Origin of the sequence: Chlamydia abortus, assembly GCF_002895085.1 — a bacterium.
GTDB classification, from domain to species: Bacteria; Chlamydiota; Chlamydiia; order Chlamydiales; family Chlamydiaceae; genus Chlamydia; species Chlamydia abortus.
In genome coordinates, this window is record NZ_CP024084.1 from 1,117,315 (window position 1) to 1,144,224 (window position 26,910).

The window sequence follows — 26,910 nt, forward strand, 5'->3', positions numbered from 1 at the left end:
TTACATTTTAGTCATTAGGTAAAGTACGCTACATAGATTTGCTGCCAGCGCACACTTTCTAATTTCTGTTCTCTGGCATATTTTTCAAGAACGGGAATCGGTTGTGTTGCAAACATCCGAATCTCAGCATCTGTAAGTCTTAGCATTACCCATAAAGGAGGAATCCCGAGCATTTTACGGATTTTCTTCATAGCACGACGAAAATAGCTCTGTACGATCAATAATCTAGTCCCGAAATACACAGGCGTAGCAAGAATACAGGCAAGACCTGCTAAAGGAGACCATAAAGCTAACCCTAAGCCAGAAAGAACAAAGAAAAATAGGCAGTAGCTCTCTCCCGGGGAACGAAATAACGGTCCTAAAAAGCGTCGCCAAATTTTGGGTGAGGTTTGATAAGCTAAAACCTCTTCAAACATAGGTTCATAAAACTTCATACGTGCAGCGTGTACGGCTTCATGAGAAAGAATTTCTTCTTTGGAATACATATATAACCAACGCGCAGCTTTACGTAGATGTTTGCGTAGCTGTATGGTGACATGGTTGTTGGTTATCCATGTGCACCCCGCCTCCCAAACATCCATCCCTTCATTAGAATATATGACTTCTAAATGTGTAGGATGAATATCAAAAATCTCTTGTAATCTCGGAGGGAATGCTGTGGGATAATCAGGAGCGTGATCAAGAATGTCTTGAGCACGATGTAAAAAAGGTGGTTTTAATTCTTCGGGCCCAGCGAGTATTCCTTGTTTGTTCAAATCGAGGAGGTCATTTTCCAAAGTTCTTGGAGGAATTAAAAACTCAAACTTTTCCACGTTTTAGTTCCATATTTCTAAGATGCTCATGCTAGCAGAATTTCTTCTTATCTATTGTTAAAATCAAAAACTTTAACAAATCAACAATAAACATTTTTTGAGTATATCTTCTCGTTAGATGTAAGATTTGCTTCTTATCATTTCAACTTTCAAAAACACGAAGGATTCTTATTAAACTTTTCGTTTAGAGCTATATTTCTTAAGTACTACATTATTCCCTTGAAAAGAATCTACTTCATACTGAATAACGATTAGGACATGCCAGGCCCTCTGGTTTAATCTCTATTGAAGAATTTGAGTTGTGCGGTTTTTATATGTTTATATGAAGGTCAAGCTTTACAAATTATAGAAATTATAAAGACATGAAAGTCTCTATAGTCAGTGATTTTTTCTTCTAAGAGAAAAAATAAAATTACCTATTTATAACCCTTCTTTATTTTGAAGATTTCCTCTTCATATAAGCAGGTTATTGTCAAAGTTTCTAGTTTGTCCGTTATTTAAAGTGAGCTGAAATACGTATCCGTAGTGAAAGCTTGCATTAAATAATCGTTGCTTGCATGAGGATTTTTTTTAGATAGGGAATAAAAACAATAAAAAAGGAGAGGCGGTTTTACTCCAAGTAAAATGCGGAGTTCGCCATTAATATAAATGAAAAAATCCTTAATCGTAGTGGAATCTCCCGCTAAAATTAAAACCTTACAAAAACTCTTAGGGAAAGGTTTTATTTTTGCTTCATCACTAGGACATGTTGTTGACCTTCCCGCAAAGGAATTTGGTATCGATATCGAACAGGATTTCGAACCTGACTATCAAATTCTTCCTGATAAACAAGAAGTTATCAGTCAAATTCGTAAATTAGCCTCCAGTTGTGATATTGTTTATCTCTCTCCTGACCCCGATCGCGAAGGAGAAGCGATTGCCTGGCATATTGCCAATCAGCTGCCTAAACATACGCGTATCCAAAGGATATCCTTCAATGCGATTACCAAAGGTGCTGTGAATGAGGCATTAAAGCATCCTCGAGAAATCGATATGGCTTTAGTCAATGCGCAACAAGCCCGTCGCCTGTTAGATCGTATTGTTGGTTACAAAATTTCTCCTATTTTAAGTCGTAAGCTACAACAAAGATCGGGCATATCGGCAGGACGCGTGCAATCCGTAGCTCTCAAGCTGGTGGTTGATCGTGAAAAAGCTATCGAAGCCTTTGTACCTACTGAATATTGGAATATTCGTGTTTTCCTCCAAGATCCTAAAACATCTACGACATTCTGGGCCCACCTATATTCTGCCGAAGGGAAAAAGTGGGAAAAAGAACTCCCTAAGGGGAAAACCGAAGATGAAATTTTATTAATTCAATCCGAAGCTCAAGCACAACATTATGTTGCGCTGTTAGAAGATGCTGCCTACAGAGTGACTCGCGTAGAAGTGAAAGAAAAACGACGTAATGCAGCGCCGCCATTTATTACATCCACCTTGCAACAAGAAGCAAGTCGTCATTTCAGATTTTCTTCTTCTAAAACTATGTCAGTGGCTCAAACCTTATATGAAGGTGTTGAGTTAGATAACGAAGATGCCACAGGATTAATTACTTATATGCGTACAGATTCTGTACGTATTGATCCCGAGGCATTAAGTAACGTTAGAGATTATATACACAACACATTTGGACAAGAATACCTTCCGAAGTCTCCTAATGTCTACACCACGAAAAAGATGACTCAAGATGCTCACGAAGCTATTCGCCCTACAGATATCCATTTATCTCCCGATAAGCTTGAAGGGAAACTCTCCGATGATCAACTCAAGCTGTATTCTCTGATTTGGAAACGTTTTGTTGCTTCCCAGATGAATCCTGCGATTTACGATACGTTAGCGATGACGATTTCAACGAATGTGAAAATAGATTTGCGTGCTTCTGGATCGTTATTGAAATTTAAAGGTTTTCTCGCAGTATACGAAGAAAAACTCGATGATGATACAACCGAAGAAGAAAATCTCTCGCTTCCTCAACTACACGCTCAGGACGTTTTAGATAAGGAAAAGGTTTCAGCAGAGCAAGCTTTTACAAAACCTTTGCCAAGGTTTACAGAAGCGTCTTTAGTAAAAGAGTTAGAAAAATCAGGCATTGGTCGTCCCTCAACGTACGCAACGATTATGAATAAAATTCAAAGTCGTGAGTATACTATTAAGGAAAATCAGCGCTTACGCCCTACAGAACTCGGAAAAATTATCTCGCAATTTCTTGAGACAAACTTTCCTCGGATTATGGACATAGGTTTTACAGCTCTTATGGAAGATGAGCTAGAACTTATTGCTGATAATAAAAAGTCTTGGAAATTACTTCTTAAGGAATTTTGGGACCAATTTCTTCCTGTAGTTACTGCTGCAGAAAAAGAAGCTGTGATCCCTCGCGTGCTCACCGATATCACATGTTCTGCATGTCATAAAGGAAAACTTGTGAAAATCTGGGCAAAAAATCGTTATTTTTACGGGTGTTCCGAATACCCTGAGTGCGACTTTAAAACTTCTGAAGAAGAACTTGCTTTCAATAAAGACGATTATGCTGTTGATACACCTTGGAATAGCCCTTGCCCTGTTTGCGGTGGAGATATGAAAGTCCGCCACGGACGTTTTGGCACATTTTTAGGATGCTTAAACTATCCTCAATGTCGTGGAACGATTTCCATTCATAAGAAAGGCGAGGAAGTAGAAAAAGAAGAAACCCTTCCCTGTCCTGCTGTGGGCTGCTCAGGGAAAATTTTAAAGAAACGTTCGCGTTATAATAAAACATTCTATTCTTGCTCAGAATATCCTGACTGCAGTGTGATAGGCAATACCATAGATGCTGTTATTACAAAGTACACAGGAACTCCAAAAACGCCGTACGAAAAGAAAACAACAGGGAAGAAAAAAGCTACTACAAAATCCAGCAGCAAAACGACGAAAACAACGACTAAAAAAAAGAAAAGCGAAGGAAAGACGCCAAAAACCCCTAAAGCCGGGGCATTACTTACACCCTCGCCTCAATTAGCGCTGATGATTGGCCCAGAACCTTTAGGACGTGGAGAAGCCACGAAGAAAGTCTGGCAATACATCAAGGACCATAATCTACAATCCCCTGAGAATAAAAAGATGTTGCTGCCTGACGATAAGTTTGCAGCGATTATTGGCCCAGAACCTGTGGATATGTTCCAATTGCCCAAACTATTAAATCAGCATTTATTCAAATCGGATGTCTCCCCAGGCTCATCATCAGCTTCTTCATAATCCTCAATCAGCTGATAGACTTCTTGCACTGAGGTAGCTTTAGATAAAGCCGAGCGAAGAAACCGCACTTTAGAAGCCGATATTAAATAGTGGCCGCAAAGTTTCCGCGTTTCAGAAAGAAACTTTGCTTCACTTTGATAGTATTCTTCCACCCACTGCAGATGCTGAATAAACGCCTGTTTTCTCTGAGAAAAAAGCACTTTTTGATAAGTCCCGCTCGTAAGATAACTTTCTATTTGTCTTACTATCCAAGGAGCTCCCATCGTCCCGCGGGCCACAAGTACACCATCGCATTGCGTGGAGTCCAACATGAGCTTAGCTGCTTCTGGAGAAAAAACATCCCCATTCCCAAATACAGGAAAATCCTTGCCGGCCGCAGCTTTCGCTCTCGCGATGTATTCAAGATTGCTAGGATCCACATAACCTTGGGCTCGCGTTCTTCCGTGCACAAAAACAGCACTTGCGCCAGCATCTCTTATAATCCGTACTGTTTCTTCAACATTAATATTGCTACCGTCCCATCCAGAACGGATTTTTACAGTCACAGGAACAGAGACCGCTTCTACAATCTTCTCCAAAACTTTCCCAATCAGTTCTGGGGATTTTAACAATCCTGACCCGCTGCCATCTTTTGTGATCCTGTCTGTAGGACAACCACAATTTAAGTCGATGAGATCAAAGCCTAGGCCTTCCAAAACCTTAGCAGCCTCTCCAACCATTTCGGGCTTACTACCACAAAGCTGCCCCCCTATGGGACGCATAGATTCAGAATACTCTAAAAGCTTGAGAGTTCGCGCAGGAGAGTAGTGCACACCCTCTACCTTAACCATCTCACAAAACATGAGCGCGGGGGGACCGTAAAACGATGACATTTTTCGGTAAGGATAATCAGAAAAGCCTGCAAGAGGCGCGTAAACCACAGGAGATTTTAATAAAATATTTCCTATATGTATTGAAGGAGCCATGGAGACTGAAAAATATTAAGAACAACAAACCTTAGGGTTCGCAACACAATAAAAGGAACAGCCTCTAAACAAAGCAGAGCAATTAAAGGGCTAATATCGATAAAGCCAATCCGTGGGATAAATCTTCTGAATAAAGCTAGATAAGGCTCTACAAATTTATATACGTATTGATACCATTTTGCATTGTGGCATTCAGGAACCCAAGAGGCAAGAATATACACCAAAATTAAAAAACTATAAACATTAATAGCTGCTTTCAAAAAATAAGATAACATTCCTTTCCCCTTTATAAACAATTAATATGTGTTTTCCTTGAAAAACAGCCATTTATTCTTTAAAATGGTTACCTTTATTTTTTAAGAACACCGTACTATGGATTTTAAACTGCCCATATACCACATAGGGGTGACCCTAGATACAAATAACACTATTAAAATAGCAATTTTGCAGAAAACATGTAAAGGATGGATAGTTTCCCATTGCGAACATATTTCTCAAGACCAAGAATGGTTGCTGCCAAAAAAATATTTAACATCGTCTATCACGTTTTCGTTAAGAGGAACCGATAGTTTAATTAGAAGTTCGCTCTCCTCATTAAAAAATAAAAATAATATTTTAAAACTAGCTTTAACAGATTTAGAAACTAACGCGCCTTTCCCTTGGAATTCTTTAATAGTTGCTCCTAGATTAGGAACAAGAAATGAATCCGGAGAAACTCCCGTCACTCTGTGGATAACTCAAAAAGCTACAGCAGAACGCGAGGTCGCCCTTCTGCATACAGCGCGTATTTTTCCTGATAGAATATCTTGCCAACCTGCAGACATATTCTCTCTTGTGCAGCAGACTCCCTTAAAAGCGCTTCCCGCGTATTTTTTAGTGTATGTGGGTTCTTGTGAAACCTCATGCCTTTTTGTCCAAAATGGCGCCGTTTTAGTCTCTAGGTCGTTTAGCAATGCTCAGAACAACTGCGAGAATATTTTAACCACGCTAGATTACGTAAAAGAAACTTATCCCTCTATAGAACTCTCTGCTATCCACACCGTACATGTTCCTGAAGCACTAAAACAATCTTTAGAACACAAACTCTCTCTCCCTTTGATTTCCTACCAAACGCCAACTTTTGGTTTAGAGGAAGAAGCATGGGCAAATTACGGTGACGCCATTACCACGGCATATCACGGTGCCTCGAGAAACACTCTTGTCTTACCCTACAATCCCGTGTTTAACTGTTCAGAATCTCACAAGCATTGGTTTAAACGCTCAGCTCTGGTTATAGGGAAACTGGCGCTACTATCCTCGGTAATCGTAGGTATAGGTTCTACTTTAAAACTCGCCTCTCTCTCTCACCGCGTGCGGGAACACTTTGCTTTAGTCTGTCCGGAAATCCCCAACATTCCTAAATCTCTTCACGGTATAGAAGAAGCTCTGCGTACTGCTGTATCTTCGCATTCTTGCTCTGAGTACCCCTACCTCCCAACAATTCCAACAAGCAAAGAAACTATGCTATTTCTGTCTGCGATGTCGCAGAATACCCCCTCGGTGAAACTCTCGTACTTCTGTTATTCCTTGGTATCGTTTCCTTCGCAGCAAAATCCTACCCTACCCTACAAAGCAAATATCTCTGTCAAGGGAGAAGGAAATCCTGAAGACGTGTCTGAATTCCTCCGCAAAATATCTATGCACCCTAAACTCTCTAACATCATGCAGACACCATCCAGCGGACACACTTTTGAGTTACAATTCACTATAGTTTCCCAGGAAGTCCTATGAAAAAATGGTCTTTAATTTGTGCGCTTATTGCTTTGAGTTTAGTTAGCTGCCTTCCTATTATAGGGATTGTTTATAAACATGCCCGGACAACAAAGCGCTGGGAAGCTCTCAACTCGCACATTCTTACCTTAAAGTTGATGAAAGATCAATTCGACATTATCAAGAACAAGAATGAGCACCTCAAACGACAGCACAAAAATATCCATCCCCAAGAACTCCTCCAAGCAAATAAGCAAATCCGCCTATTAGGTAGGGAACAAGATCGGTTAGCCTCCCTCAAAGAAAATTCCTTGATTTCTCAGAGTAAAGAAGTGTGGTGCAGGAAACAACTATTTCTCTCATCAAACAACCAGGTGATATGGTTTATCGGGCAAATTTCCGATGATCTGATATCCCTACGTCTGGAAAATCCCGTAGAAGCTGATAGTGATAATGTTGAAGAACTTTTCTATTTATTCGATGTCAATAACCCCAAAGCGCCTTTGGCCTTCTTTACACATTGGGAAATGACAAAACACACTACACCATTAAACAATCAGGTGTGGTCTATAAACGCTGAGGCTATAAGTCGATGGTTATAAGAAAATTTTTATGTTTATTTCTTCTATATTGTGCTTGTATGACTCCAGGGTATGCCTCTGGAACTTATGAGAAACTTACACTAACAGGAATTAACATCATCGATAGGAATGGCTTATCGGAGACCATTTGCTCTAAAGAGAAGCTAAAAAAATATGCTAAGGTAGATTTTCTCTCTCCTCAACCTTATCAAAAAGTCATGCGTATGTATAAAAACGCACGAGGAGAAAATGTCTCTTGTTTGACGACCTACCACCCCAACGGACAATTAAAACAGTATCTTGAGTGCGTGAACAACCGCGCTTGTGGACGTTACCGAGAATGGCATAGTAATGGAAAAATCAAAATCCAAGCAGAAGTCATAGGAGGAATTGCTGATCTCCATCCTTCAGCAGAATCCGGATGGTTATTCCACGGAACGACTCTAGCACACAATGACGAAGGCATACTGGAAGCTGCTATTAATTATGACAAGGGTTTACTCCAAGGAACTTCCTATTACTACCATTCTAATGGTCAAGTGTGGAAAGAGTGCTCTTATCATAAAGGCCGCGCTCACGGTGATTTCCTCACGTATACATCTGAAGGATTTCTACTAAAAAAACAGACATATCAAGATGGAGAAAAGCACAGTGTATCCATACGCTATGAAGAACGCTCTAATACTGTGCTCTCGGAAGAAGAATACGATAACGGTCTATTGTTAAAAGGCTATTACCTAGACCCTGAAACTCATCAAATATTTTCTGAAATCACCAACGGCAACGGAACACAAGCGATCTATGGCAAACACTCTATCGTAGAAACACGGGTGTTCGTCCGTGGGGAGCCTCATGGAAACGTGACTGTATTTGATAGTCTCGGCAATCAAGTTCTGCAAACCTACACATTATCTGAAGGCATAAAACATGGTGAAGAGCTATTTTTCTATCCCGATTCTGGAAAATCTAAACTCCTTTTAACATGGAATCACGGCATTTTACAAGGCCCTGTAAAGACTTGGTATCCGAATGGATCTCTAGAAAGCTGTAAAGAATTAATAAATAATAAAAAATCAGGCCTGTTAACGTTGTATTATCCTGAAGGGCAGATCATGGCTACTGAAGAATATGATAACGAGTTGCTTGTAAAAGGCGAATATTTCCGCCCTGGAGATCGGCACCCCTATTCTAAGATAGATAAAGGTTATGGCACAGCAGTATTTTTCACATCTTCAGGAACGATAACTAAAAAAATCCCTTATCAAGATGGCAAACCGTTAGTGAATTAGCTATGGACACTTCCGTAACTACTGATAAGAAAAAACAACGAGAATTTTTTTCTTCACTACGACAATCTATACAAGAACCTCGGTTATCACAAGCCTCTCAGGCCATAGCTTCTTTTGTTCGTCTTCTCCCCAAAAGCAGTTGTGTTCTTTCCTTTGTTCCTTTTCGATCAGAAGTGAACATCAATTTGGCCAATCAGATTCTGATTGAACACTTCTCACTAGCACTACCTAAAATAGACAATCATGAACTGACGCCCGTCCAGGTGCCTTCGCTAAACGACCTTACAAAAATCGTGCACCCCCTGCGTCTCGCTGAGTTCGATTTACCCCATATCTCACCACAAGAGATCACCCATGTTCTTGTTCCTGCCTTAGCTTTTGATGAGGATAACTACCGCCTGGGTTATGGCGGTGGTTGTTATGATCGTTGGTTAGCAAAATACCCCCACCTTATCTCCATAGGCGTAGGATTTAAAGAACAAAAAACCGCTAGTCTTCCTAGAGAATCTCATGACATGCCCTTATCTCAAGTATTTTTAGCTTAATATTTTTCTCAGAAAGGTCTTCATAAATATTTCCGAGTCATTTTTTACTTCTTTATTCCCTATACCTTTGTCTTCTCATTGAAAAATCTGTGAATTGTCAATAACACACCCTCTGTGTATGATGACAATCCACTGTCAAGGTGAACCACGAAAAATCTTTTACCTAATAATTGCAACAAACCTACAGATACAGAAAATGTTACATTTACAACTGCTTTCTATCTTGACTGGTGTGAAAAATTGGGTTATCCATAAAAATCAAAAGAAAAGCCAAGCATACATCTATCATCAAAAATCACCACTCTGACATCTCTTAGCTGAGTTACGAGAAGAAGCTTACCCATTCTTCTCTCAAAGTCCAAAATGCAGGACTATTGCATAGAAAGTGTGGAAAAAAGGAGCACCTATATAAATGAATGTACCTGATCGTAAAAAAGCACTAGAAGCAGCAATTGCCTATATTGAAAAACAATTTGGCTCTGGATCTATCATGAGTCTAGGGAAACACTCCGCATCTCATGAGATCTCTACTATAAAAACAGGGGCCTTATCTTTAGATTTAGCATTAGGCATCGGAGGTGTTCCAAAAGGCAGAATCGTTGAGATCTTTGGCCCTGAATCTTCAGGGAAAACGACGCTCGCCACTCACATCGTGGCCAATGCGCAAAAAATGGGGGGTGTGGCTGCTTATATCGATGCAGAACACGCTTTAGATCCCAGTTACGCTTCCCTGATAGGAGCGAATATCCATGATCTTATGATCTCCCAACCCGATTGTGGTGAGGATGCCTTAAGCATAGCGGAATTACTCGCAAGATCAGGAGCTGTTGATGTTATCGTCATAGACTCTGTAGCCGCTTTGGTTCCTAAAAGTGAACTCGAAGGCGATATTGGTGATGTACATGTAGGCTTACAAGCCCGTATGATGTCTCAAGCATTACGTAAGCTGACAGCAACATTAGCACGTAGTCAAACCTGTGCGATATTCATTAACCAAATCCGAGAGAAAATAGGTGTAAGTTTTGGTAATCCCGAAACAACAACAGGCGGACGCGCTTTAAAATTCTACTCATCAATACGTATAGATATTCGTCGTATAGGAGCAATCAAAGGTAATGAAAGCTTCGATCTTGGGAACCGGATAAAAGTCAAAGTGGCTAAAAATAAACTCGCCCCTCCATTCAAAACAGCAGAATTTGATATTCTCTTTAACGAAGGTATTTCTTCCGCAGGATGCATTTTAGATCTGGCTGTAGAACATAATATCGTAGAGAAAAAGGGATCTTGGTTTAACTATCAAGATCGTAAATTAGGACAAGGAAGAGAAGCTGTTCGTGAAGAACTCAAGAAAAATAAGAAATTACTCGAAGAATTAGAAAAACGTATTCTTGAAGTGACTGCTTCACCAAAAACTATTGTTGAAGAGAAGAAAGAAGAGCTTGCTATGCAACCTGTAGCTTAAATTGTTTAATCTCCTTCTCCTGATTGAATCAAGAGAAGGAGAAACAAGCTCATTAATGACCGCAATTACAACGACATGAAGAATGTTGGGAATCCGAAGTCATAGAAGTGGTTGAGCAAGAATCTTTCTCATCTAAGAAAGAATCTAAAAAGTCATACAAAGCATCACAAACTTCTCGAGAAGCTTGTAAAATCTTATTGCAATCGTTATTCAGTAGCGTTTCTATTAACTCTTTTTCCTGACGAGCATGTCTTACATCAACATCTTGATGTACTGAGAAGTACTCGTAATCTTCAGGATTGGTAAAACCAAAATATTGCTTTAATCCAGAAATTTTTGTCTCTGCAACTGCAGGGATTTGGCTTTCATAAGTATATAAAGCGGAAATACCCGCAGATAATGAATCTCCAGAACACCAGCGTAGAAATATAGCGACTTTCTTTTGAGCTGCTGCACTAGGGACGTGATTTTCTAACTCTTCTTTAGTCACACCTAAAGCATAAGCAAAATTTTTCCATAGATCTATATGATTGGGGTTCCCTATTTCCTCGTCCATAAGGTTATCAAGAAGTACCTTACGCGCTTCTACATTATCACAACGGCTGTGGATTGCCGAAAGATAACGAGGGAAAGCTTTAATGTGGAGATAGTAATCCTTAGCATAGGCTTTTAGCTGCTCTTTGGTTAACTCTCCCTTTGACCACTTCATATAGAAAGTATGGTTTAACATATGTTTCTGATTGATATTTTTATCTAATAAATCCAAACAAGGTTTCATTAACGTCTCCCAAAAGTTAAAATTATAGAGATTCCCAAGCCACAGAACGAAGCAAAGGACCGTATAAATCCTCTCCTTCATCAATATCTAATATGGATAAATCAGACTGTAGCGTAGGCAAAGAATGAAAAGTAATTTTAGGCGCATCTTCTATAAGCGCTATAGGCGTATGTTCATTTCCCTCTCCCATGCATAGGACAGCAGACACTGCTAAAGCATCTAAAAGATTCATTTGCGTCATGCGTAGGGGGCGGCCAAAACAATCAGGCTTCCCTACGTAGCTGTATAGAGGAGAAAATCCATACCAACATAATCCTAATCCTAAAACACCTCGACGCATGGGTGTCGTATGACTATCTACTATGATCACTCCTAAATTTTCTAAGTGGTATCTATCCTTCAACCATTTACCTAAAGCATTTGTTGAAGCTAATAAATCTCGCGGATATAAAACATAGCAATCCTGAGCATTGGACTCATCAATCCCCGCTGAAGGAATCAAAATTCCTTGCTTCTTAGTGAGATACAAATCATGACGCTCGGAATAAATATAAGCCTCTGATTCTTTTTTAATTAATGCTTCTTTGGTTGTTGTTTTTACATCGACAACAGCACCTTCACAAAGACTCAAAACCTTGGAAGATAAAGCAATAATCGAATTCTCCGCCAACTGCGGAAGAGACTCTTCTAAAATTTCGTAAATATCATCATGAACATGGACTCTACGAGTGCCAATCGGCGAAATTTTCATAAAAACAAAATGTTAAATTCTCTTTCTCATCTAAAACAGTCTTCTTCCACCCTTGCACTAAAGATAAAGGGAAGAAAACATCACCCTCATAACACTGGTGAATATGAGTGATGAAACACCCATGCACCATATGATGTTCTAAAAATAAAGAAAACAGTTCTCCTCCGCCAAGAAGAAAAACAGAAGAAAGTTGTTCTAAACGACGAAATTCCTCTAACGAAGATACCCATAGCACATTCTCGACACTTTCATGATACTTCCTAGAGAAGACGATAATCTTCCGATTCTTCTTATACTTATCAGGAAGACCCTCAAAGGTCTTTCTCCCCATGATTAGGGCATCATTTCCTATGGTTTTGGAAAAAAATTCGATATCTTCAAGATAGTTCCAGGGAAGCTTGCCTTGTTTTCCTATGACTCCCTGAGGGTCACAAGCAACTATACCGAGTATTTTACACATAAACCCCAGGCCATGCTGCTGCGGATAAGACCCTCTGGTTTGCTTCAACATTATGCACACGTAAGTAATGCACTCTTTGCTGCTGTAACAAAACCGATAAGCTCACGGTTTCCCAGTCACGATCCTTAGCATCATATCTTCCCAACAAAGAGAAACACGATTTCCTTGAGTGACCTACTAACGTAGAGCAACCCAGCTCTCGGAATTTTTCCATTCTATGTAATACGTTCAATGCTTGTATAGAAGTCGTCCCGAAACCTATGCCTGGATCAAAAATAATTTGATCTTCGCTCAAGCCTAAAGCAACAAAAGCTTCGATTTGCTTCTTTCCCCAACTTAACAACTGGTCGGAAGCACATGTTGTAAAAGCTAACGTTTTATCCGCACGTGGGGGAAGAGAACAGGAATGATTGATCACTAATAATAAATTCGCATCTTTTGCAATCTCCGCCATTTCCTTAGAGCCCCCAGAAACATCATTGATCCATCGAATTGGATAAATCTCTAAGGCTCTCCTGATAATCTCAGGGTAAAATGTGTCCAAGGAAACATCTGGATATTGCATACGTCCTGACCATTTTTCAGCTAAAAGCTTGAGTACAGGCTCTAAACGAGCCCACTCTTGATCTACGTCAATCAACTGCTTAACTTTAGGGTTGGTTGCTTGCGCACCAAAATCTATCACGGAAGCCCCTTGAGCAAATAATTGCTCTGCATGAGCAACAGCTTTAGAAGGATCAATGTATAATCCCCCATCAGAAATGGAATTGTCCGTAACATTAACTATTCCCATTAAAAAGGTCGTAGGAGAAAAGCTATTAAGAATAATCTCTTGAGGACAAGGTCGACAATGGGCGATTTCCCCAAACGTTTTTAAATGAAATTCAGAATCCGGTTGATGGAGTTTTCTTGTAGGGCATAACGACGCGACAAGAGAAAGTAAAAACGGTCTTTCTAAAATCCTATTGTGAGGTATCGTGATGTCATCTTGTTGGTAATTTTCATCACCATATAACAGAATATCTATATCCAGAATCCTAGGAGACCAAGGCAAGGCATGAGAATCTCTACCTAGCTGACATTCTATCTGTTTTATCCCTAACAATAACTGTTTGGGAGATAGTGCCGTCCGGCCAATAAGTACGGAATTAAAAAAAGGCAAGTCCCATTCTTTTGGTGAGTTAGGCAACAATAAAGCCTTTGTCTCTAAAATGATGGAACTTTGTAAATCTTCTATCCCCAACTCTTTTAAAAGAGAGAACGCTCTACGAAAATTTTCGAAACGGTTGCCTAAATTGGAACCTAGAGACAAACAAATAAACTGTTTGGTTATCATAGTGAAATTTCCTTACTTATCTTAAAACAAATGGGCTGCAGCAAGTTAGGAACAGGAGGGCGTTCTTTACGCACTTCTAAATCTATTTTAGAAACCCTGTCTTTTAACTTTGCTTCTAAAGCATCCATTAAAATCTTAGATAAGTGCTCGACTAAAGCACAAGGCTTACTCGAGGCCACTTCTTCTATTAAAGAAGTGATTTCAACATAACAACACGCATCCTCAAGATCATCTGAAACACAAACAGAGGGCTCTTGAAAGAAAGAAAGGATGATAGAAACTAAAATGGGCTGCTTGAAATGCCGTTCCTCTGGAGAACATCCAAGACGCGCCCATACACGAAAATCTGGAATAATTAGCTGATACGATTCTGCGGTAACACCTAAAAGTTATACAATGATTCGAGTTATTTTCCCTTGATGTTCTTTGCTTTACCCGAGACTTTTTCTTCTTCTAAAAGATCGAGGAAAGCTCGCAATTGTTTTGAACGAATCGGGTGACGCATTTTTCTTAAAGCCTTAGCTTCAATCTGACGAATACGCTCTCGAGTCACATTAAACGCTGAACCCACCTCTTCTAGTGTTTTAGGCTTGCCATCCAAAAGACCAAAACGATGAATCAAAACAAAACGTTCACGATCCGTAAGGGTTTTTAACACCTCTTTCATTTTATCTTTAAGCATAGAATAGCCTGTAGCCTCTGCTGGAGACTCCACACCTGTATCTTCTAAAAAGTCGCCAAAGGAGCTTTCGCCTCCCTCACCAACCTCTGCTTGTAAAGAAATTGGATGCTGAGCAATTTTATAAATTTCCCGCACCCGATCAGGGGTTAATCCTAACTCCTCGGCCAATTCCTCTGGTGTAGGTTCTTTCCCGGTTTCCATCATTAATTTCTTAGCACCACGAAGAACTTTGTTTATAGTTTCAATCATGTGCACAGGAATACGGATGGTCCGTGCCTGATCTGCAATAGCACGTGTAACAGCTTGACGAATCCACCATGTGGCATAAGTAGAAAATTTATATCCTCTGCGATATTCAAATTTTTCTACAGCCTTCATCAAGCCCATATTCCCCTCTTGAATCAAATCTAAGAAGGAAAGGCCGCGGTTTGTATATTTTTTAGCTATGGAAATCACTAAACGCAGGTTAGACTCGACCATTTCTTTTTTCGCTTCCTGGCTCTTATCCATCCAACGTTGCAGCATACGCACGTCTTTTTTGAACTCTTCCAGGGTTCTTCCTGCTGCGACTTCTCGCTTATATAATCTACGCTTAGCAGCGTCGAGTTTTGCTGCTGCAAACTTATTTCTTTCTGCTCGAACTTTCAAATCATTGATTTGCTGTTCCAATTGTAAGAAAGAATCGTATGCTTTAAAGACAACCTCACCGAAATCTTCGGTCACATTGTGACGACAATGGAAACAACGCAGATAAGCTTGAGTACGAATACGACACTTCTCTAAATCTTCGTTTAATTTCGCAGTCTCTTCTTTCGATAAATTATTTTGTTTTAAAGCTAACAGCAAAGACTCTAGATACGCATCTTCTTCCTTAAGCAAACTGATCAACTTAGGCAGCAGCTTTAAAAAATGCGCTTTGTCTTCGACTTCTTTTTCTGAAATAATCTTATCAAAGCGTTCTTTTCCATTGATGAGATATTGTGCTATAGAAATCGCTTCTTTTGAAGAATAACGAAAACGTAAAATAATCCGTTCAATCTGCACTTGAGCTTTTTCTATTCTTTTAGAAATTTCTACCTCTTCCTCTCTAGTTAACAGAGGAACAGTACCCATTTCTTTTAAATACATACGTACAGGGTCATCAGGAGTCCCCTCTGTACGCTTGGCTAAGCCTTCTAGCTCTTTGGCTTCTTTTTTTCTTTCCTTTTGTCGTTCTACATCGGCTTGGTTCAGGACTTGAATATCCATTCCCGTAAGGAAAATCAGCACCTGATCGATTTGTTCAGGCGTATCGAAAGACATGGGAAGGATCTCATTGATCTCCTCGTAAGTAATAAAGCCCTGATCCTTAGCCAGAGAAACAAGTTCTTCTAACTTTTTCTGAGCTTCTTCTTCATGAGCCGCTTCCATAGCCTGGCCATTTTGTGTATTCATGAGCATGTAATTATTGGGTTGCAACAAAATAATAGGGCCCTAGCCTTTGGGTAACAGTTTAGCCAAAGAAAGATAGGAAATCTAGGGATTTTTAATCAGCATGGTCGATGATAGGTCTATCCACGAAGAGCATCTATACGCACCGGATAAAGAACACCCAAAACATGATTGTGTAACGGGCCTTTATTTAAAATAGTTAAACAATAGTAAAAAGGAATTTGACCATGGTTTTTTGTCTTGATGATTATTTTTCCTGATCGCTCTTGCCGATCATAAAGACGAAGATCGGCCTTCCATTGAGGTAAACCGGAAATCACTACGTCCTTATCCATTTTCAAAAAATCTTCTACCCCGTATCCCATCCAAGTTTTAAATAAAGAGTTGGCGAACACGGCTCTTTGTGATTGCGGAGCATACACAAAAAGCATGCCAAGATTTTCTTCTCTAAGATTATCAAATAACTGACGACATTCCAAGGAGTAGTTATACACAGAAGATTCGGATCGTATATAACGCGAAGCTGTTAGGGAAGATGCCGCTTCTATATTTTCCATTTTAAAAGCGATTTTTTTTAACTCCGAAAGAAGTTGTTTGGGCAATTCTTGCGAAGTCGCTATAGCGTGTCTGGGAAGATTTTCTACTATATTCGATTCCAGCTGAAGCAAGTTGCGAATTTCACACATTAAATCCTGCACCTTGGATTCCAGCTTTCCAATATAGACTTGTCGCACATCCAACATGTTGTGCTGCTCTGTAAAAGTCGCCTGGTACTCTTCATTCAGTACTTGCTGATAAGCTAAAGCTTCAGCAAGTTCACGATTTAATTCCCGACTCTCTTCTTCCTTTTCACGGCATTCTTGAGATAAGGCATCTAATTGTAACTGCAGACATTGATTCTCTTCCCTTAAATGCGCGACTAACCCCTCTAATTTCTGCATATCGGATTTGGTTTTCATAAACACTCCACGAACGTGAAGTAGTTGATTCAGGAGTTTCTGATTCTGCGACCTTAATTGTTGACTCTCGTATTGACGTTCTTCAACTGATTCACATATTTTTCTTAACCCCTCGTCTTTCTCAATAATTTTACGAATTTTCGTCTGTAAAAGTTGACCCGCTGCTGTTTTTAACTGCTTTTCTCTGAGTCCAATAGAGAAAAACCACCCAACCAAGGAAATAATAGAAAAAACGAAGTAGCTATATTTTTTTTGAGAATTAGACAAAAAAGGTAGACAAACGAGGGGAAGAAGAAATGCAACTATAGGGAAGAGGTAGTTATGATACCGAGCAATCGGGTGAAAAATTTTTTTCACAAACAACATAAAAATTCTAATCCTTGTCTCATGAACTCATCAAGCGGGCTGTACTTTTCGAGTCTTTTTAGAAAAAATCGTGAGATTAATTCTATTTTTTATGTTTGCATAAAAGTTTATTTATCTCTCCCATAAAATACAGTCCATTTCCTCTGTTTTTATTTCTTTTTATTGTTCTTTCTTTTACAATCTCACCCTGATTGTAACATAGTACCACACTTATCAAATCTTAACTCAAGTGTTAAGACAGGTTGACTATTTCAAATAAAAAATACTTGTTTTTGGAGTAACCATGGCACCCAAGAAAACAACCAAAAAGGGCGGTCCAAAAAAACGACCTTCTGCAGAAAAACGTATTATCACTTCGCAAAAACGTTGTTTGATCAATCAAAGTTTTAAGTCAAAAGCAAAGACGATGATGAAAAAATTTGAAGCAGCTTTAAAAGCTGGTGATCAGACCTCCATTGCTTCTGGATTGCAGTTAGTCTACAGCGTAGTTGACAAAGCTGTAAAACGAGGAATTCTTAAACACAATAAAGCAGCTCGTATCAAATCACGCGCTACCCTACGAGCTAATGCAAAAATATAATCTTAATTTATAGGTAATTATGACTTCTTCCTGCTTTAGTAGATGTTGTCCCATTCTATCTGATACTCCTTTAAGTCCCACATTAACCGCGTGCTGTGATCAGATTCGACTAAATGCTGCGACATTTCATAATAGTGTAAACCTACTGGGAGATATATTTGGAGTTTTAGAGTCCTCTACAATCATTGCTAAAGCATCGTTACATCCCGGAAAACAAGATACTCTAACACGACTGACTACCTTAGAACATGCGTGTGGGATAGCTTCCGGCCTCAATAACTGTGTAGACGCAGTCGCCCTGTTCTCTCAACTTGTCACAGGGGCTATGTTCTATGAAGTAGACTCCAAAGGAAGTTTCAAAATAGCTGCAAAAAGCATACGCAAGCCCGACGGATCAACGGAAATCGTTGCGAGTCGTGTGCTAAGATCACCTCTTGCTATTGCAAGTAAAGTGACGCGCTTGGCTTCCAAAGCCATAGGAGGCGTGTGTTTCTTCTCCGAATTGAAACTGGCAAGTTTAGGAAAACATGCGAAATGTTTAGGCGGTATTACTACCAGCTTATCTGCAATTAGTTCTGCTTGCGGCGCTGCTGATGACATTGTGAGCATCGTGAGCACTTTACGTTTCACAGACTTTGAACCTTCTGCTGAGAATCTTATTCAACGTCGTGCAACGTTAAGAGAGAAATTCTTCTCCTTACTATGCAATTTGGTCGATTTAGTCACGGAAGTTCTGTGTTTGTTTGCTCGTTTTGCTCCTGCTGTATTAGGGCCTCACGCTGCTCTTATTATTGGTGCTTTCTTACTGATGTCTTCTATACTCAATCTTGTTCAAGATTACACAAGTTTATAAGATCTTTCTCTAAGGAAGACGATCTACCCCATAAGTATACTTATGGGGTTTTTTTATGATCTTATACAATGTCTCTCGGTCAGCCCACACATCTATGTTGTTCTTAGCACGTGTGATGGCTGTGTAAAGAATAGAAATATCAAAAGTTTCACACCCTTTAGGGAGAATAACAATAACATCTTCATACTCACTTCCCTGACTTTTATGTACGGACATAGCATAGTTATAGGTGTAATAGGAAAACTCTTTAGCATCTATAACGCGGGAATGAGAAAAAAATAACTTTTGCGTCTTTGGGCAAAGGTACCCCGTATCGCCATTAAATAGTCCCCAAGCTTCATAACGTTTTGTTATCATAATAGGAATGGGCAACTCTGGATGTGTTTTTTGTATTTCATGAAAGATCAGTTCATTTAAGCGTAGGTATCCCCAAGGACCATGGCGCATAGGTGTTAAAACGCACAATTGCGTTTGAGATGAAGGGGTATGTATAAATGCCTCTTTAATCCTAGACAGTGCAGTGAGCATAGGAGGCAGAGGCGTAAAGGGAATGGCTTGTCTTTCTAAAATAGCTTTAGCAAAATCTTGAACTCGATGTGTTTTAGCTCTATGAGACACATGAAGATGTAGAGCTCTTTCAGGGAAACGGACGATCAAATCCTGCAGAGGGTTTCCGGCGCCAACACCTATAGGGGGTAGTTGATTCTCATCTCCCAATATAATTAAATTATCAGCAAGGATTTCCCCTCGTTTATTTTCTCCTGACAAAGTATTGACTAAGCTATGCAGAAGACTCAATGTCACCATAGACCCTTCATCAACGAGCAATAAATCAAAAGAAGTACATTGGTGATAAGCATGTTCTTGCAAGAACCGATGTATTGTTTGAATTGTGACACTGGCTTCAGAAATATGATGTTTCGAGAGTATGTGACGGATATGCGAGGTGGCTTTTCCTGTAGGAGAGACTATAGCAATACGAATTTTAGGATACTGCTTAATTAATGCGATGATGATCTGTACAGCGAGAAATGTCTTACCTGTTCCAGGTCCACCGCAGATCAAAGAAAAACACCTGTTCACAGCTTTGTGAAAAACCTTATTTTGCTCCTGAGATAAACTCGGTAGAGTTGGTGTCGTCAGGCTGTAGCGATTAGTAGCTTGTGACAACAAAGAAAGTTTTTTAAAAAGCTTCTCACGAACTGTATATAAAGATTTTAAGTAGATTTTATTATTTTCTATTACAAACAACGACGACAAAACATCGTGAGGAAGAGCCCGAAAATATTCGTAAAACAACGTTTCAGAAATCCCGGATATTGAGGGGAACAGACGTTCATTTTCTATACTAAGAAAGGGATAACCACAACGCCAAAGAGCAGAAGAAATCGCAAGAAAGGCGAAGGCTTTTTTTGATTCTGCAGAGATATGGTGCTTCGCAAAAGCTAGGTCTAAAGGTAGAACAATCTGCTGTTGAACTACATCATGAAGAAGGTGAGAAACATCCGGGCTTAACGAAAGCATAAACTCTATGCATTTTACCCCTTTTTATAACTAGTTTCGAGATCTTTGGGTAGATGTTTTTGGCATAATGCTAGTGCTTTCTGAACTTTAGCATCATACAAACGCTCATTCGAGGGTAAAGCATGTAGGCAATCCCAAGCTTCTAAATAATTCTTATTTTCAAAAAGGCACAAGCCTAACAAACGGTAGGTTAATGGTGAGGGGGCAATTTTGGTAAGCCATAAGCTATAAAAGTAACATTTATGATACTCACCTTGCATGTATAAGAATTCTGCATCGGCTAAAAAATTGGCTATCTCTTCTTCACCTATGGTTATAGGAGTTAACCCCTCATCTGTTATGAAATCCTCTAACTTCAATAAACGTGTAATCGCATGTCCCGACAACATTTGCTTATACGCTTGCTTTATAAATAAAAACACAAGGTTTTCACTTTCTATATCATAGTCAGTAAACTGTAAAATGAGATGGAGCAAATTCAAAGCCTTATCATCACAATTTCCCTGATGCCATAACTGCTTAGCTTCTTTTATTAAATAATGTACAAGCTGTTGTCTGTCTATGTCATAAGACTGTATCTCCTCCCAGAGATTGAGATACTTTCTTAGATTCGTGTAACTGAGATCATCATTCGCAATAATATCTTTAAGAACCTCGGGAGAGATGATCAACTTCTCACTCACCCATAAATCTGCATCTAAAATTTTTAATATCGAAAGCGTCTGTTGCGCTTGTGTTGTTTGTACCTTTTGTACGTGTGCCGATAGAAGGGTTCCCAAGGTATCTACAAGTCGTTTTTTCAGCGATTCGATCTCAAAAGAAACAATCGAGCTGCATATCTGAGTCACACGTTCAGAATCCGAAAAAAACTTGTCTACTAAAGGACGTATGACCAAATCGTATTTAGGATCAAAATAAAAACGTTCCCAATGCTTAATGATCTGCATTAAAGGAGATAGACGTTCTTGAGGAACAACAAAAAGATGCTCTACAAGCATCGAAAACAATTCCTCTTGAGGAATAAATTTTTCATATGATCTTTGATCGACAGCGTGAACTTTCTTCTTATAAAAAAGAATCATCTCATAGTAATCTGGATAAATCTTACAGAAGTTCGACTGTTGTAATTCTAAAAAGTAACTCCTACTGAGCATTAACACAGTATAATCGTAAACTTCAGAATTCCAATCACACTCTCTTTTTAGTAACTTTTCAATGATACGATTAAGAATGGTTCTTCCTGCAGAAAAATCGCCTAGTTCTATCAAGCAATGAGCTTCTATATTCCCTAAAAAGAAGTCTGAAACCAATTGCTGGATGTTTAAATCTAATAATGAAAATTCCGTATTCTTTTCTTGATTTCTCCATACTGATAACGCTTGCAAAGCTTGATCAAAATGCTTTTGCTTATAATTTAAAAGAAACTCAAACAAAGGAAGATAATGAGACTTAGGAAACTGCTGAGACAAAGTACCAACTAACACGTCCATTTGTTCTATATTCTCAGAGAAAAAAGCATTAAGAATACGCCCTCCTATCACCTCTTCTTTAAATAAGAATTGCGTTTTTTCTACTTCGTTATAAATCTTAGAAAAGACTGTCTCTGACTGGATCATGTTTTTCTGCTTCTGCAGAATAAATCCTTGGAAACAAAGAAGACACTGGCGTTGTTGGCTCGGGAGCAAACGTTGTAAAAAAGACTCTACTTGTTCTTTTTGACCATTTACCCATAACGCTGCAGCTTGTGTACTTTCTGATGATGTCACTGAAGGGTTGTGCGAGGAACATAAAAAATACAGACCTCCTCCCATGGCAAAGCATGAAAGAAAAAATACGCAAAACAGTATATAGCGAACCATCAGATCCTCTGCCGGCTTTTGTAAACCGTCGTTTTTAATTAATTTTTAACATGTTAAAGTTAAATTATATATACAGGGTTGCCTTTATGCAAAATTATTTTTAATCAGAAAAAAATTAAAAAATTGTAAAGGGTCTTTGAAAAATAAAAGATTTTGTATTACTTACTCAAATAATATAGCCTACCTTGTTTGCTCATGCTTACGGATAAAATTATATTATTTGTTACTGAAGACAGCAGTATATCTGTGCAACTCAAAGAGTTTGCTCAGAATGTAGAGTATAACATCGTTATCTCCTCCACTCTTACTGATACGCCTGAAGCTGATTTAATTTTCTGTGAATACCTACTTCTCCCCGAATCTATCTTTTCTAGTAAAATCTCTTCAGAAACAGATTTAGTTGTATTATTTGATGCATTTGAAGAAGAGGCTATTGTAAAAATTCTGAATAACGGTGCGAGCGGTTATCTACTACGCCCCATAACAGTCAAAGTTATCGACGCTGTTATTCGTGCTTTTTTACGCAATCATCATCATTTCGAACATGCCATTCCTGAATCCATATCTTTTGGTGATCGAACGTTCCATCTTTTACATCTTTCTATAGACTCACCTCAGGGAACTATCCATCTAACTCCTTCAGAAGCTGGAATATTAAAAAAACTCCTCATGAATCGTGGTCAGTTGTGTTTAAGAAAACACTTGCTTGAGGAAATAAAAGGAAACACCAAAGAAATTATAGCGCGAAATGTCGATGTACATATCGCTTCTTTAAGAAAAAAGCTCGGGCCTTATGGTTCTAAAATTTCTACAATTCGCGGTGTGGGTTATTTATTTTCAGAAAATGATCACCTACCTCCAGAATCCAAAGAAGAATCTTCGTCTCCCTATGCTTCGAATAGCTTTTGATTACTCCTTGTCACTAAATCGTCATAACTAGACAATATCCTAAAAAGCTATGACCTGCCATGATACTCGCATCTGTTTTATTCTCTCCTGAAGATTTTTCTTTTCCTGAACTCATTACAGAAGCGTATTATACTTGGGATATTTTAGCATTAATAGATAAAAAATTATCCTCTCATGTGTTCTCAGGAATTCAGGGAACTGTAGAATCTGGAGCTTTTTTAAAAAATATAGAAAGCATAGAAATCGCTGAAGGAGCTTATGTAGAATCTGGAGCCTATATTGTAGGTCCTTGCATCATAGGTCCCCAAACAGAAGTCCGTCACGGAGCTTATCTACGAGGAAGTGTGATTACAGGTACAGGTTGTGTTATTGGACACTGTACAGAAGTAAAAAAAGCCTATTTGGGTCATTATGCCAAAGCTGGCCACTTCGCTTATATTGGAGATTCCGTATTAAGTTCTGAAGTCAATCTCGGTGCAGGTGTGCGTTGTGCCAATTTTCGCCTTGATGGGAAAAATATTTCTGTTCATTGTGCTGAAGGTCGGGTAGATACCCAACTAAGAAAAGTCGGTGCCTTTCTTGGGAAAAACGTTTCTGTAGGTTGCAATACTGTGATTAATCCTGGGCAGTGCATTCCAGCCCATACAAAAATTTATCCCGGAAAAGTTATCTAGGTTTAGGGCAAATTCTATGGTCGTTATGGATATTTTCGAAGCTTACCGCGTAATGATAGAAACTGGGATAGAAAATTCTTTAGATGAGTTTGGTCCTAAAGGATTCTCTATACGAGCCCCTGTAGAATATGCGTTAACCAGCGGTGGTAAACGCATTCGCCCTATGTTAGTCTGTATGATGGCTAAAGGTCTCGGTATGGGCAGAGATGTCTTAGACTCTGCATTAGCTATAGAATTCATACACACGTCCACATTAATCGCTGATGATCTTCCTTGTATGGATGACGATGATGAGCGTCGTGGGCGCCCTACAGTACATAAAGCTTTCGATGAAGCTTCTGCTTTATTAGCATCTTATGCTTTGATTCCTGCTGCCTATTCCCGCATTCGTTTAAATGCAAAAAAACTCAAATCTTTAGGTGTGGATTCTAAGGAAGTAGATTGTGCTTATGATATAATTTCTGATATCACCGATAAAAATTTTGGCGTCCACGGTGTTTTAGGAGGACAATATGAAGATATGTTCTTCACTAATCATGGTCCTGAACATGTTCAATCCATTATTAATAAAAAAACTGGAGCCCTTTTTGAAATTGCTTGTGTCTCCGGCTGGTTGTTTGGAGGAGGAACTCCCCAATGTGTTCCACAAGTACTGGAATTTTCTCAAACTTTCGGTCTGCTTTTTCAAATAAAAGATGATATTTTGGATATACATCAAGATGATCAAGATGTCGGGCTAAACTACGCACTATTATTTGGTCTAGATGCGGCAAAAGACCTCTTAAATAGCTCCAAAGACAAGTGCCTTACCTTAATACACCATCTTAAACACTATAGGCTAAAAGACACTTCAGAATTAGAAAGGCTCGTAGAATATATGGGGACTCGAGACTACTAAAAAGTTGAATATGAAAAAATCTGGGTGAGAGGATTTGAACCTCCGCCCCCTTGCACCCCATGCAAGTGCGCTACCAGGCTGCGCTACACCCAGGAAATACTAGTTTACAAACAGGTGATTCCTTCAAATTGGAACTCACACTTTTTAAATTCAGCAACCCCTATCTGAGCACACCTTTCAATAATCGTTTCTAAAGTATCCCCAGCCGAGACATCCGCAGATTCTATGTCTACGGCGATAGAAGCTGTAAAAGATGCTCCTCCCTTTTCTCCTCTGACTTTGAAGTTCACAAAGATTCCTTGCTTAGTTTTGGAAATATTTTTAAATCTCACTAAGTTATTATCGATAAGGTTTTTCATTTTATGACCTTCGTCTTCGAAAGCAATAAAAATACCAACCTCTAAGGTTCCTGTAAACGCAAAGATTATATTTAAGAAATCACTAGAAAGATCTTTTACGAGACTCTTGCTTTATCCTACCTAAATCACATTCAGAATCATCTACAAATTTAAAAAATGATTCATATACAGGATCAAACCTGACGACCTCTTTCACCATGTCTATGGCGATTTTTCTATAATTTTCATGTCCTTGTACTTGTGAACGTAGTTCGCACAGCCACTGTAATGCTCTTCCGTTGATATGGAAAAACCAACGTATGTTATAAGCTAGAGGAACGACATACTGAGCTTCTTCTGGAAACTCTAAGGAAATTTGGTTGTAAGCTTCTTCAGCTTTTTCCATAGCTTCTCTAAAATCTTTTTCCATAGGAGTATCTAACAACTGCTCAGGAATATGGTAGCCAAGATTTGTCGTGAGTAATTGACGTTCTTGAGTAAGAATGCGATGCCTTTGAAGATCTCTATAAGCTCCAAAATCAGCAGTAATATCAAATCCGAATTCTAGACACTCCAAGCCTCTTGGAGATTTATGTCTACGATTTTCTCTAGATGAAGATCCTGCTTCTAAAACACGGATGAGGTCTTCTCTAGGCATGGATTTACAGATATGGATAAGTTCTTCGTAGGTATGTTCTGAATAAGGAAAAAGGAATCCTGCAGCTACTTTATAGATTCCCTCAGGATCTCCATAAACTAAGCGCACTCCGGTTTGTTTAGACGGTTGTGCTTCTCCACGGAATTTCTCAGCCAAGCTTGTTAACTGCTCTCTGAGAGTTTGTCGGTAGCTTAGCATAGCTTGATGATGGTGATGATGGGATTCTGCACGACTCACAAAAGAAGGAATGATTTTCATGAGTTCGGTTAAAGAAGACTCCCCAATTTGTCTAATTTCCGTAAGATTGTGTCCTTGAATTTTATGTAATAAGGTCTGCCAGAATCTTCCATTACCAAAGAATCCTAAATTCGTTAAGGTTGCAGCAGGAAGAAGTCCCCGCAAACAATCTAAAACTTTAGCTCTTAAAGAAATGGTATATGCAGACTGTGAGACTTCGGATTCCTTCGGATAGATCTTTTCAAAATAAGAACGTACTTTTGGAATCAAATCGGCATACGTATCGAACAAGAAATCACACGTCCCCAAAAACACGTCTTTAAAGGCCGAGGTCATTAAAATAGGGTCTCGGTAATATAAATACTCCCCTTTCACCTTTTGATCGAAATACACGTATCTAGAAGACTTTTCTAAAGGAGACCCTCCGATGCGAGCATCTTCTAGTATTTTGGCAGCCAGCATAGAAACACTTTCCATGGCAAGATGAGCCCCACCTAATTCACCTATAGAGTCATCCCCAAATCCATCAAGAACTCGTCTATAAAAATCAGCTGCTTTATGTATGCCTACTTCAAAATCCACGCTGGAACTATCTAAGAAGTCGCCCCCTTCACCTTCTAAGAACTCCTTTAAAAGCAAAGAACGCAAACCCAATGTGGACCTAGAATATTTAGAAAATAAGGCTCCTTTCACCACTTCAGGAAGATTCTTCAAAGCAAAAATGTTTGTTTCTAGGTTGGTAACGAAATGAGACAAACTCTTCCTTTGTTCTGAAGAAAACTCATCATCTCTACTCAACATGAAAAACCTCAAAATTAAAAAGACTGCCACATGGATTAGAAAAAAACCAAAACGTTTTTACTTAAAAATCCTGTTGAAAAATGGTTGATCTTGTGTTCACAAACATGAAAAATCTCGATTTATTTACAAACTGAACAATGTTTTAA

25 protein-coding genes and 1 tRNA gene are annotated in these 26,910 nt (G+C 39.1%); 11 read left to right on the top strand and 15 right to left on the bottom strand.

Going from position 1 to position 26,910, the window contains the following annotated elements:
- Positions 1 to 14: 14 nt before the first annotated feature.
- The gene (locus tag CHAB577_RS05020; protein WP_006344556.1) at positions 15 to 812 is read right to left on the bottom strand and encodes a hypothetical protein; all 798 of its coding nucleotides are present in this window, start codon (positions 810 to 812) and stop codon (positions 15 to 17) included.
- A gap of 648 nt (positions 813 to 1,460) precedes the next feature.
- On the opposite strand from CHAB577_RS05020, the gene topA reads away from it, so the two are divergent.
- Positions 1,461 to 4,079, top strand: coding sequence for a type I DNA topoisomerase (gene topA / locus CHAB577_RS05025; RefSeq protein ID WP_011097448.1), 2,619 nt, complete (start codon positions 1,461 to 1,463; stop codon positions 4,077 to 4,079).
- Here topA and dusB read toward each other — a convergent pair.
- Together dusB and CHAB577_RS05035 are read right to left on the bottom strand one after the other, a co-directional pair.
- The gene (gene dusB / locus CHAB577_RS05030) at positions 4,025 to 5,044 is read right to left on the bottom strand and encodes a tRNA dihydrouridine synthase DusB (RefSeq protein ID WP_011097449.1); all 1,020 of its coding nucleotides are present in this window, start codon (positions 5,042 to 5,044) and stop codon (positions 4,025 to 4,027) included. The genes topA and dusB overlap by 55 nt on opposite strands.
- Positions 5,023 to 5,319 (bottom strand): YggT family protein, encoded by a 297-nt coding sequence (locus CHAB577_RS05035; RefSeq protein WP_006344559.1) that lies wholly within the window; start codon positions 5,317 to 5,319, stop codon positions 5,023 to 5,025. Before CHAB577_RS05035 ends, dusB begins: the two co-directional genes overlap by 22 nt.
- A gap of 97 nt (positions 5,320 to 5,416) precedes the next feature.
- Here CHAB577_RS05035 and CHAB577_RS05040 point away from each other — a divergent pair, with 97 nt between their 5' ends.
- The 5 genes from CHAB577_RS05040 (at position 5,417) to recA (ending at position 10,670) form a co-directional block, all read left to right on the top strand.
- Positions 5,417 to 6,814, top strand: coding sequence for a hypothetical protein (locus tag CHAB577_RS05040; RefSeq protein WP_011097450.1), 1,398 nt, complete (start codon positions 5,417 to 5,419; stop codon positions 6,812 to 6,814).
- Complete coding sequence (locus tag CHAB577_RS05045) at positions 6,811 to 7,395, top strand: hypothetical protein (protein WP_006344561.1); 585 nt, start codon at positions 6,811 to 6,813, stop codon at positions 7,393 to 7,395. The genes CHAB577_RS05040 and CHAB577_RS05045 overlap by 4 nt, the downstream gene beginning before the upstream one ends.
- The gene (locus CHAB577_RS05050) at positions 7,386 to 8,663 is read left to right on the top strand and encodes a toxin-antitoxin system YwqK family antitoxin (protein WP_011097451.1); all 1,278 of its coding nucleotides are present in this window, start codon (positions 7,386 to 7,388) and stop codon (positions 8,661 to 8,663) included. The genes CHAB577_RS05045 and CHAB577_RS05050 overlap by 10 nt, the downstream gene beginning before the upstream one ends.
- A gap of 2 nt (positions 8,664 to 8,665) precedes the next feature.
- On the top strand, positions 8,666 to 9,208 hold the full coding sequence (locus CHAB577_RS05055) for a 5-formyltetrahydrofolate cyclo-ligase (protein ID WP_011097452.1): 543 nt from the start codon (positions 8,666 to 8,668) through the stop codon (positions 9,206 to 9,208).
- Positions 9,209 to 9,620: 412 nt separating this feature from the next.
- Positions 9,621 to 10,670 (top strand): recombinase RecA, encoded by a 1,050-nt coding sequence (gene recA / locus CHAB577_RS05060; RefSeq protein WP_011097453.1) that lies wholly within the window; start codon positions 9,621 to 9,623, stop codon positions 10,668 to 10,670.
- 52 nt (positions 10,671 to 10,722) lie between these two features.
- On the opposite strand, the gene CHAB577_RS05065 is transcribed toward recA, so the two are convergent.
- The 7 genes from CHAB577_RS05065 to CHAB577_RS05095 all read right to left on the bottom strand — a co-directional run bounded on the left by CHAB577_RS05065 (position 10,723) and on the right by CHAB577_RS05095 (position 17,433).
- Entirely contained in the window at positions 10,723 to 11,448 is a 726-nt protein-coding gene (locus CHAB577_RS05065) for a CADD family putative folate metabolism protein (RefSeq protein ID WP_011097454.1), read from the bottom strand.
- Between the two features lie 22 nt (positions 11,449 to 11,470).
- Positions 11,471 to 12,199: a putative folate metabolism gamma-glutamate ligase gene (locus tag CHAB577_RS05070; RefSeq protein WP_011097455.1), complete on the bottom strand. Its 729-nt coding sequence runs from the start codon at positions 12,197 to 12,199 to the stop codon at positions 11,471 to 11,473.
- Positions 12,171 to 12,659 (bottom strand): dihydrofolate reductase, encoded by a 489-nt coding sequence (locus tag CHAB577_RS05075; RefSeq protein WP_011097456.1) that lies wholly within the window; start codon positions 12,657 to 12,659, stop codon positions 12,171 to 12,173. The genes CHAB577_RS05070 and CHAB577_RS05075 overlap by 29 nt, the downstream gene beginning before the upstream one ends.
- On the bottom strand, positions 12,652 to 13,995 hold the full coding sequence (folP, locus tag CHAB577_RS05080) for a dihydropteroate synthase (protein ID WP_011097457.1): 1,344 nt from the start codon (positions 13,993 to 13,995) through the stop codon (positions 12,652 to 12,654). Before folP ends, CHAB577_RS05075 begins: the two co-directional genes overlap by 8 nt.
- On the bottom strand, positions 13,992 to 14,351 hold the full coding sequence (folB, locus tag CHAB577_RS05085; protein ID WP_072667746.1) for a dihydroneopterin aldolase: 360 nt from the start codon (positions 14,349 to 14,351) through the stop codon (positions 13,992 to 13,994). The genes folP and folB overlap by 4 nt, the downstream gene beginning before the upstream one ends.
- A 50-nt stretch (positions 14,352 to 14,401) precedes the next feature.
- The gene (locus CHAB577_RS05090; RefSeq protein WP_006344569.1) at positions 14,402 to 16,117 is read right to left on the bottom strand and encodes an RNA polymerase sigma factor; all 1,716 of its coding nucleotides are present in this window, start codon (positions 16,115 to 16,117) and stop codon (positions 14,402 to 14,404) included.
- 110 nt (positions 16,118 to 16,227) lie between these two features.
- Positions 16,228 to 17,433, bottom strand: coding sequence for a hypothetical protein (locus tag CHAB577_RS05095; protein WP_011097458.1), 1,206 nt, complete (start codon positions 17,431 to 17,433; stop codon positions 16,228 to 16,230).
- A gap of 283 nt (positions 17,434 to 17,716) precedes the next feature.
- Between CHAB577_RS05095 and rpsT the strand changes: the two genes are divergently transcribed.
- Positions 17,717 to 18,013: a 30S ribosomal protein S20 gene (gene rpsT / locus CHAB577_RS05100; protein WP_011097459.1), complete on the top strand. Its 297-nt coding sequence runs from the start codon at positions 17,717 to 17,719 to the stop codon at positions 18,011 to 18,013.
- Positions 18,014 to 18,194: 181 nt separating this feature from the next.
- Positions 18,195 to 18,866, top strand: coding sequence for a hypothetical protein (locus CHAB577_RS05105; RefSeq protein WP_173024182.1), 672 nt, complete (start codon positions 18,195 to 18,197; stop codon positions 18,864 to 18,866).
- 9 nt (positions 18,867 to 18,875) lie between these two features.
- Here the strand turns inward: CHAB577_RS05105 and recD are convergent, their stop codons facing one another.
- Together recD and CHAB577_RS05115 are read right to left on the bottom strand one after the other, a co-directional pair.
- Complete coding sequence (gene recD / locus CHAB577_RS05110; RefSeq protein ID WP_011097461.1) at positions 18,876 to 20,390, bottom strand: exodeoxyribonuclease V subunit alpha; 1,515 nt, start codon at positions 20,388 to 20,390, stop codon at positions 18,876 to 18,878.
- 14 nt (positions 20,391 to 20,404) lie between these two features.
- A complete protein-coding gene (locus CHAB577_RS05115; protein WP_011097462.1) occupies positions 20,405 to 22,249 on the bottom strand; it encodes a DUF1347 family protein in 1,845 nt (614 codons plus the stop codon).
- Between the two features lie 195 nt (positions 22,250 to 22,444).
- Between CHAB577_RS05115 and CHAB577_RS05120 the strand changes: the two genes are divergently transcribed.
- The 3 genes from CHAB577_RS05120 to CHAB577_RS05130 are packed head-to-tail and all read left to right on the top strand — an operon-like array spanning position 22,445 to position 24,730.
- The gene (locus CHAB577_RS05120) at positions 22,445 to 23,158 is read left to right on the top strand and encodes a response regulator transcription factor (protein WP_011097463.1); all 714 of its coding nucleotides are present in this window, start codon (positions 22,445 to 22,447) and stop codon (positions 23,156 to 23,158) included.
- A gap of 59 nt (positions 23,159 to 23,217) precedes the next feature.
- The gene (locus tag CHAB577_RS05125; RefSeq protein ID WP_006344576.1) at positions 23,218 to 23,832 is read left to right on the top strand and encodes an LbetaH domain-containing protein; all 615 of its coding nucleotides are present in this window, start codon (positions 23,218 to 23,220) and stop codon (positions 23,830 to 23,832) included.
- A 16-nt stretch (positions 23,833 to 23,848) separates the two neighbouring features.
- Complete coding sequence (locus CHAB577_RS05130; protein ID WP_011097464.1) at positions 23,849 to 24,730, top strand: polyprenyl synthetase family protein; 882 nt, start codon at positions 23,849 to 23,851, stop codon at positions 24,728 to 24,730.
- A gap of 19 nt (positions 24,731 to 24,749) precedes the next feature.
- Here the strand turns inward: CHAB577_RS05130 and CHAB577_RS05135 are convergent.
- The 3 genes from CHAB577_RS05135 to CHAB577_RS05145 all read right to left on the bottom strand — a co-directional run bounded on the left by CHAB577_RS05135 (position 24,750) and on the right by CHAB577_RS05145 (position 26,764).
- A tRNA-Pro gene (locus tag CHAB577_RS05135) sits at positions 24,750 to 24,823 on the bottom strand.
- Positions 24,824 to 24,834: 11 nt separating this feature from the next.
- Entirely contained in the window at positions 24,835 to 25,089 is a 255-nt protein-coding gene (locus tag CHAB577_RS05140; protein WP_006343670.1) for a hypothetical protein, read from the bottom strand.
- A gap of 82 nt (positions 25,090 to 25,171) precedes the next feature.
- Positions 25,172 to 26,764 carry an FAD-dependent thymidylate synthase gene (locus CHAB577_RS05145; protein WP_011097465.1) on the bottom strand — a complete coding sequence of 531 codons (1,593 nt, stop codon included), beginning with the start codon at positions 26,762 to 26,764 and terminating at the stop codon, positions 25,172 to 25,174.
- Between the last annotated feature and the right edge of the window lie 146 nt (positions 26,765 to 26,910).

What these genes read in the sequence shown, in the direction of transcription:
- CHAB577_RS05065 (WP_011097454.1), bottom strand. Translation starts at nt 11,448, where the DNA reads ATGAAACCTTGTTTGGATTTATTAGATAAAAATATCAATCAGAAACAT.
- dusB (WP_011097449.1), bottom strand. Translation starts at nt 5,044, where the DNA reads ATGGCTCCTTCAATACATATAGGAAATATTTTATTAAAATCTCCTGTG.
- CHAB577_RS05140 (WP_006343670.1), bottom strand. Translation starts at nt 25,089, where the DNA reads ATGAAAAACCTTATCGATAATAACTTAGTGAGATTTAAAAATATTTCC.
- rpsT (WP_011097459.1), top strand. Translation starts at nt 17,717, where the DNA reads ATGGCACCCAAGAAAACAACCAAAAAGGGCGGTCCAAAAAAACGACCT.
- recD (WP_011097461.1), bottom strand. Translation starts at nt 20,390, where the DNA reads ATGCTTTCGTTAAGCCCGGATGTTTCTCACCTTCTTCATGATGTAGTT.
- CHAB577_RS05035 (WP_006344559.1), bottom strand. Translation starts at nt 5,319, where the DNA reads ATGTTATCTTATTTTTTGAAAGCAGCTATTAATGTTTATAGTTTTTTA.
- CHAB577_RS05130 (WP_011097464.1), top strand. Translation starts at nt 23,849, where the DNA reads ATGGTCGTTATGGATATTTTCGAAGCTTACCGCGTAATGATAGAAACT.
- CHAB577_RS05045 (WP_006344561.1), top strand. Translation starts at nt 6,811, where the DNA reads ATGAAAAAATGGTCTTTAATTTGTGCGCTTATTGCTTTGAGTTTAGTT.
- CHAB577_RS05090 (WP_006344569.1), bottom strand. Translation starts at nt 16,117, where the DNA reads ATGCTCATGAATACACAAAATGGCCAGGCTATGGAAGCGGCTCATGAA.
- CHAB577_RS05050 (WP_011097451.1), top strand. Translation starts at nt 7,386, where the DNA reads ATGGTTATAAGAAAATTTTTATGTTTATTTCTTCTATATTGTGCTTGT.
- CHAB577_RS05095 (WP_011097458.1), bottom strand. Translation starts at nt 17,433, where the DNA reads ATGTTGTTTGTGAAAAAAATTTTTCACCCGATTGCTCGGTATCATAAC.
- CHAB577_RS05145 (WP_011097465.1), bottom strand. Translation starts at nt 26,764, where the DNA reads ATGTTGAGTAGAGATGATGAGTTTTCTTCAGAACAAAGGAAGAGTTTG.
- folP (WP_011097457.1), bottom strand. Translation starts at nt 13,995, where the DNA reads ATGATAACCAAACAGTTTATTTGTTTGTCTCTAGGTTCCAATTTAGGC.
- recA (WP_011097453.1), top strand. Translation starts at nt 9,621, where the DNA reads ATGAATGTACCTGATCGTAAAAAAGCACTAGAAGCAGCAATTGCCTAT.
- CHAB577_RS05120 (WP_011097463.1), top strand. Translation starts at nt 22,445, where the DNA reads ATGCTTACGGATAAAATTATATTATTTGTTACTGAAGACAGCAGTATA.
- CHAB577_RS05040 (WP_011097450.1), top strand. Translation starts at nt 5,417, where the DNA reads ATGGATTTTAAACTGCCCATATACCACATAGGGGTGACCCTAGATACA.
- CHAB577_RS05070 (WP_011097455.1), bottom strand. Translation starts at nt 12,199, where the DNA reads ATGAAAATTTCGCCGATTGGCACTCGTAGAGTCCATGTTCATGATGAT.
- CHAB577_RS05115 (WP_011097462.1), bottom strand. Translation starts at nt 22,249, where the DNA reads ATGGTTCGCTATATACTGTTTTGCGTATTTTTTCTTTCATGCTTTGCC.
- CHAB577_RS05075 (WP_011097456.1), bottom strand. Translation starts at nt 12,659, where the DNA reads ATGTGTAAAATACTCGGTATAGTTGCTTGTGACCCTCAGGGAGTCATA.
- topA (WP_011097448.1), top strand. Translation starts at nt 1,461, where the DNA reads ATGAAAAAATCCTTAATCGTAGTGGAATCTCCCGCTAAAATTAAAACC.
- CHAB577_RS05125 (WP_006344576.1), top strand. Translation starts at nt 23,218, where the DNA reads ATGATACTCGCATCTGTTTTATTCTCTCCTGAAGATTTTTCTTTTCCT.
- CHAB577_RS05055 (WP_011097452.1), top strand. Translation starts at nt 8,666, where the DNA reads ATGGACACTTCCGTAACTACTGATAAGAAAAAACAACGAGAATTTTTT.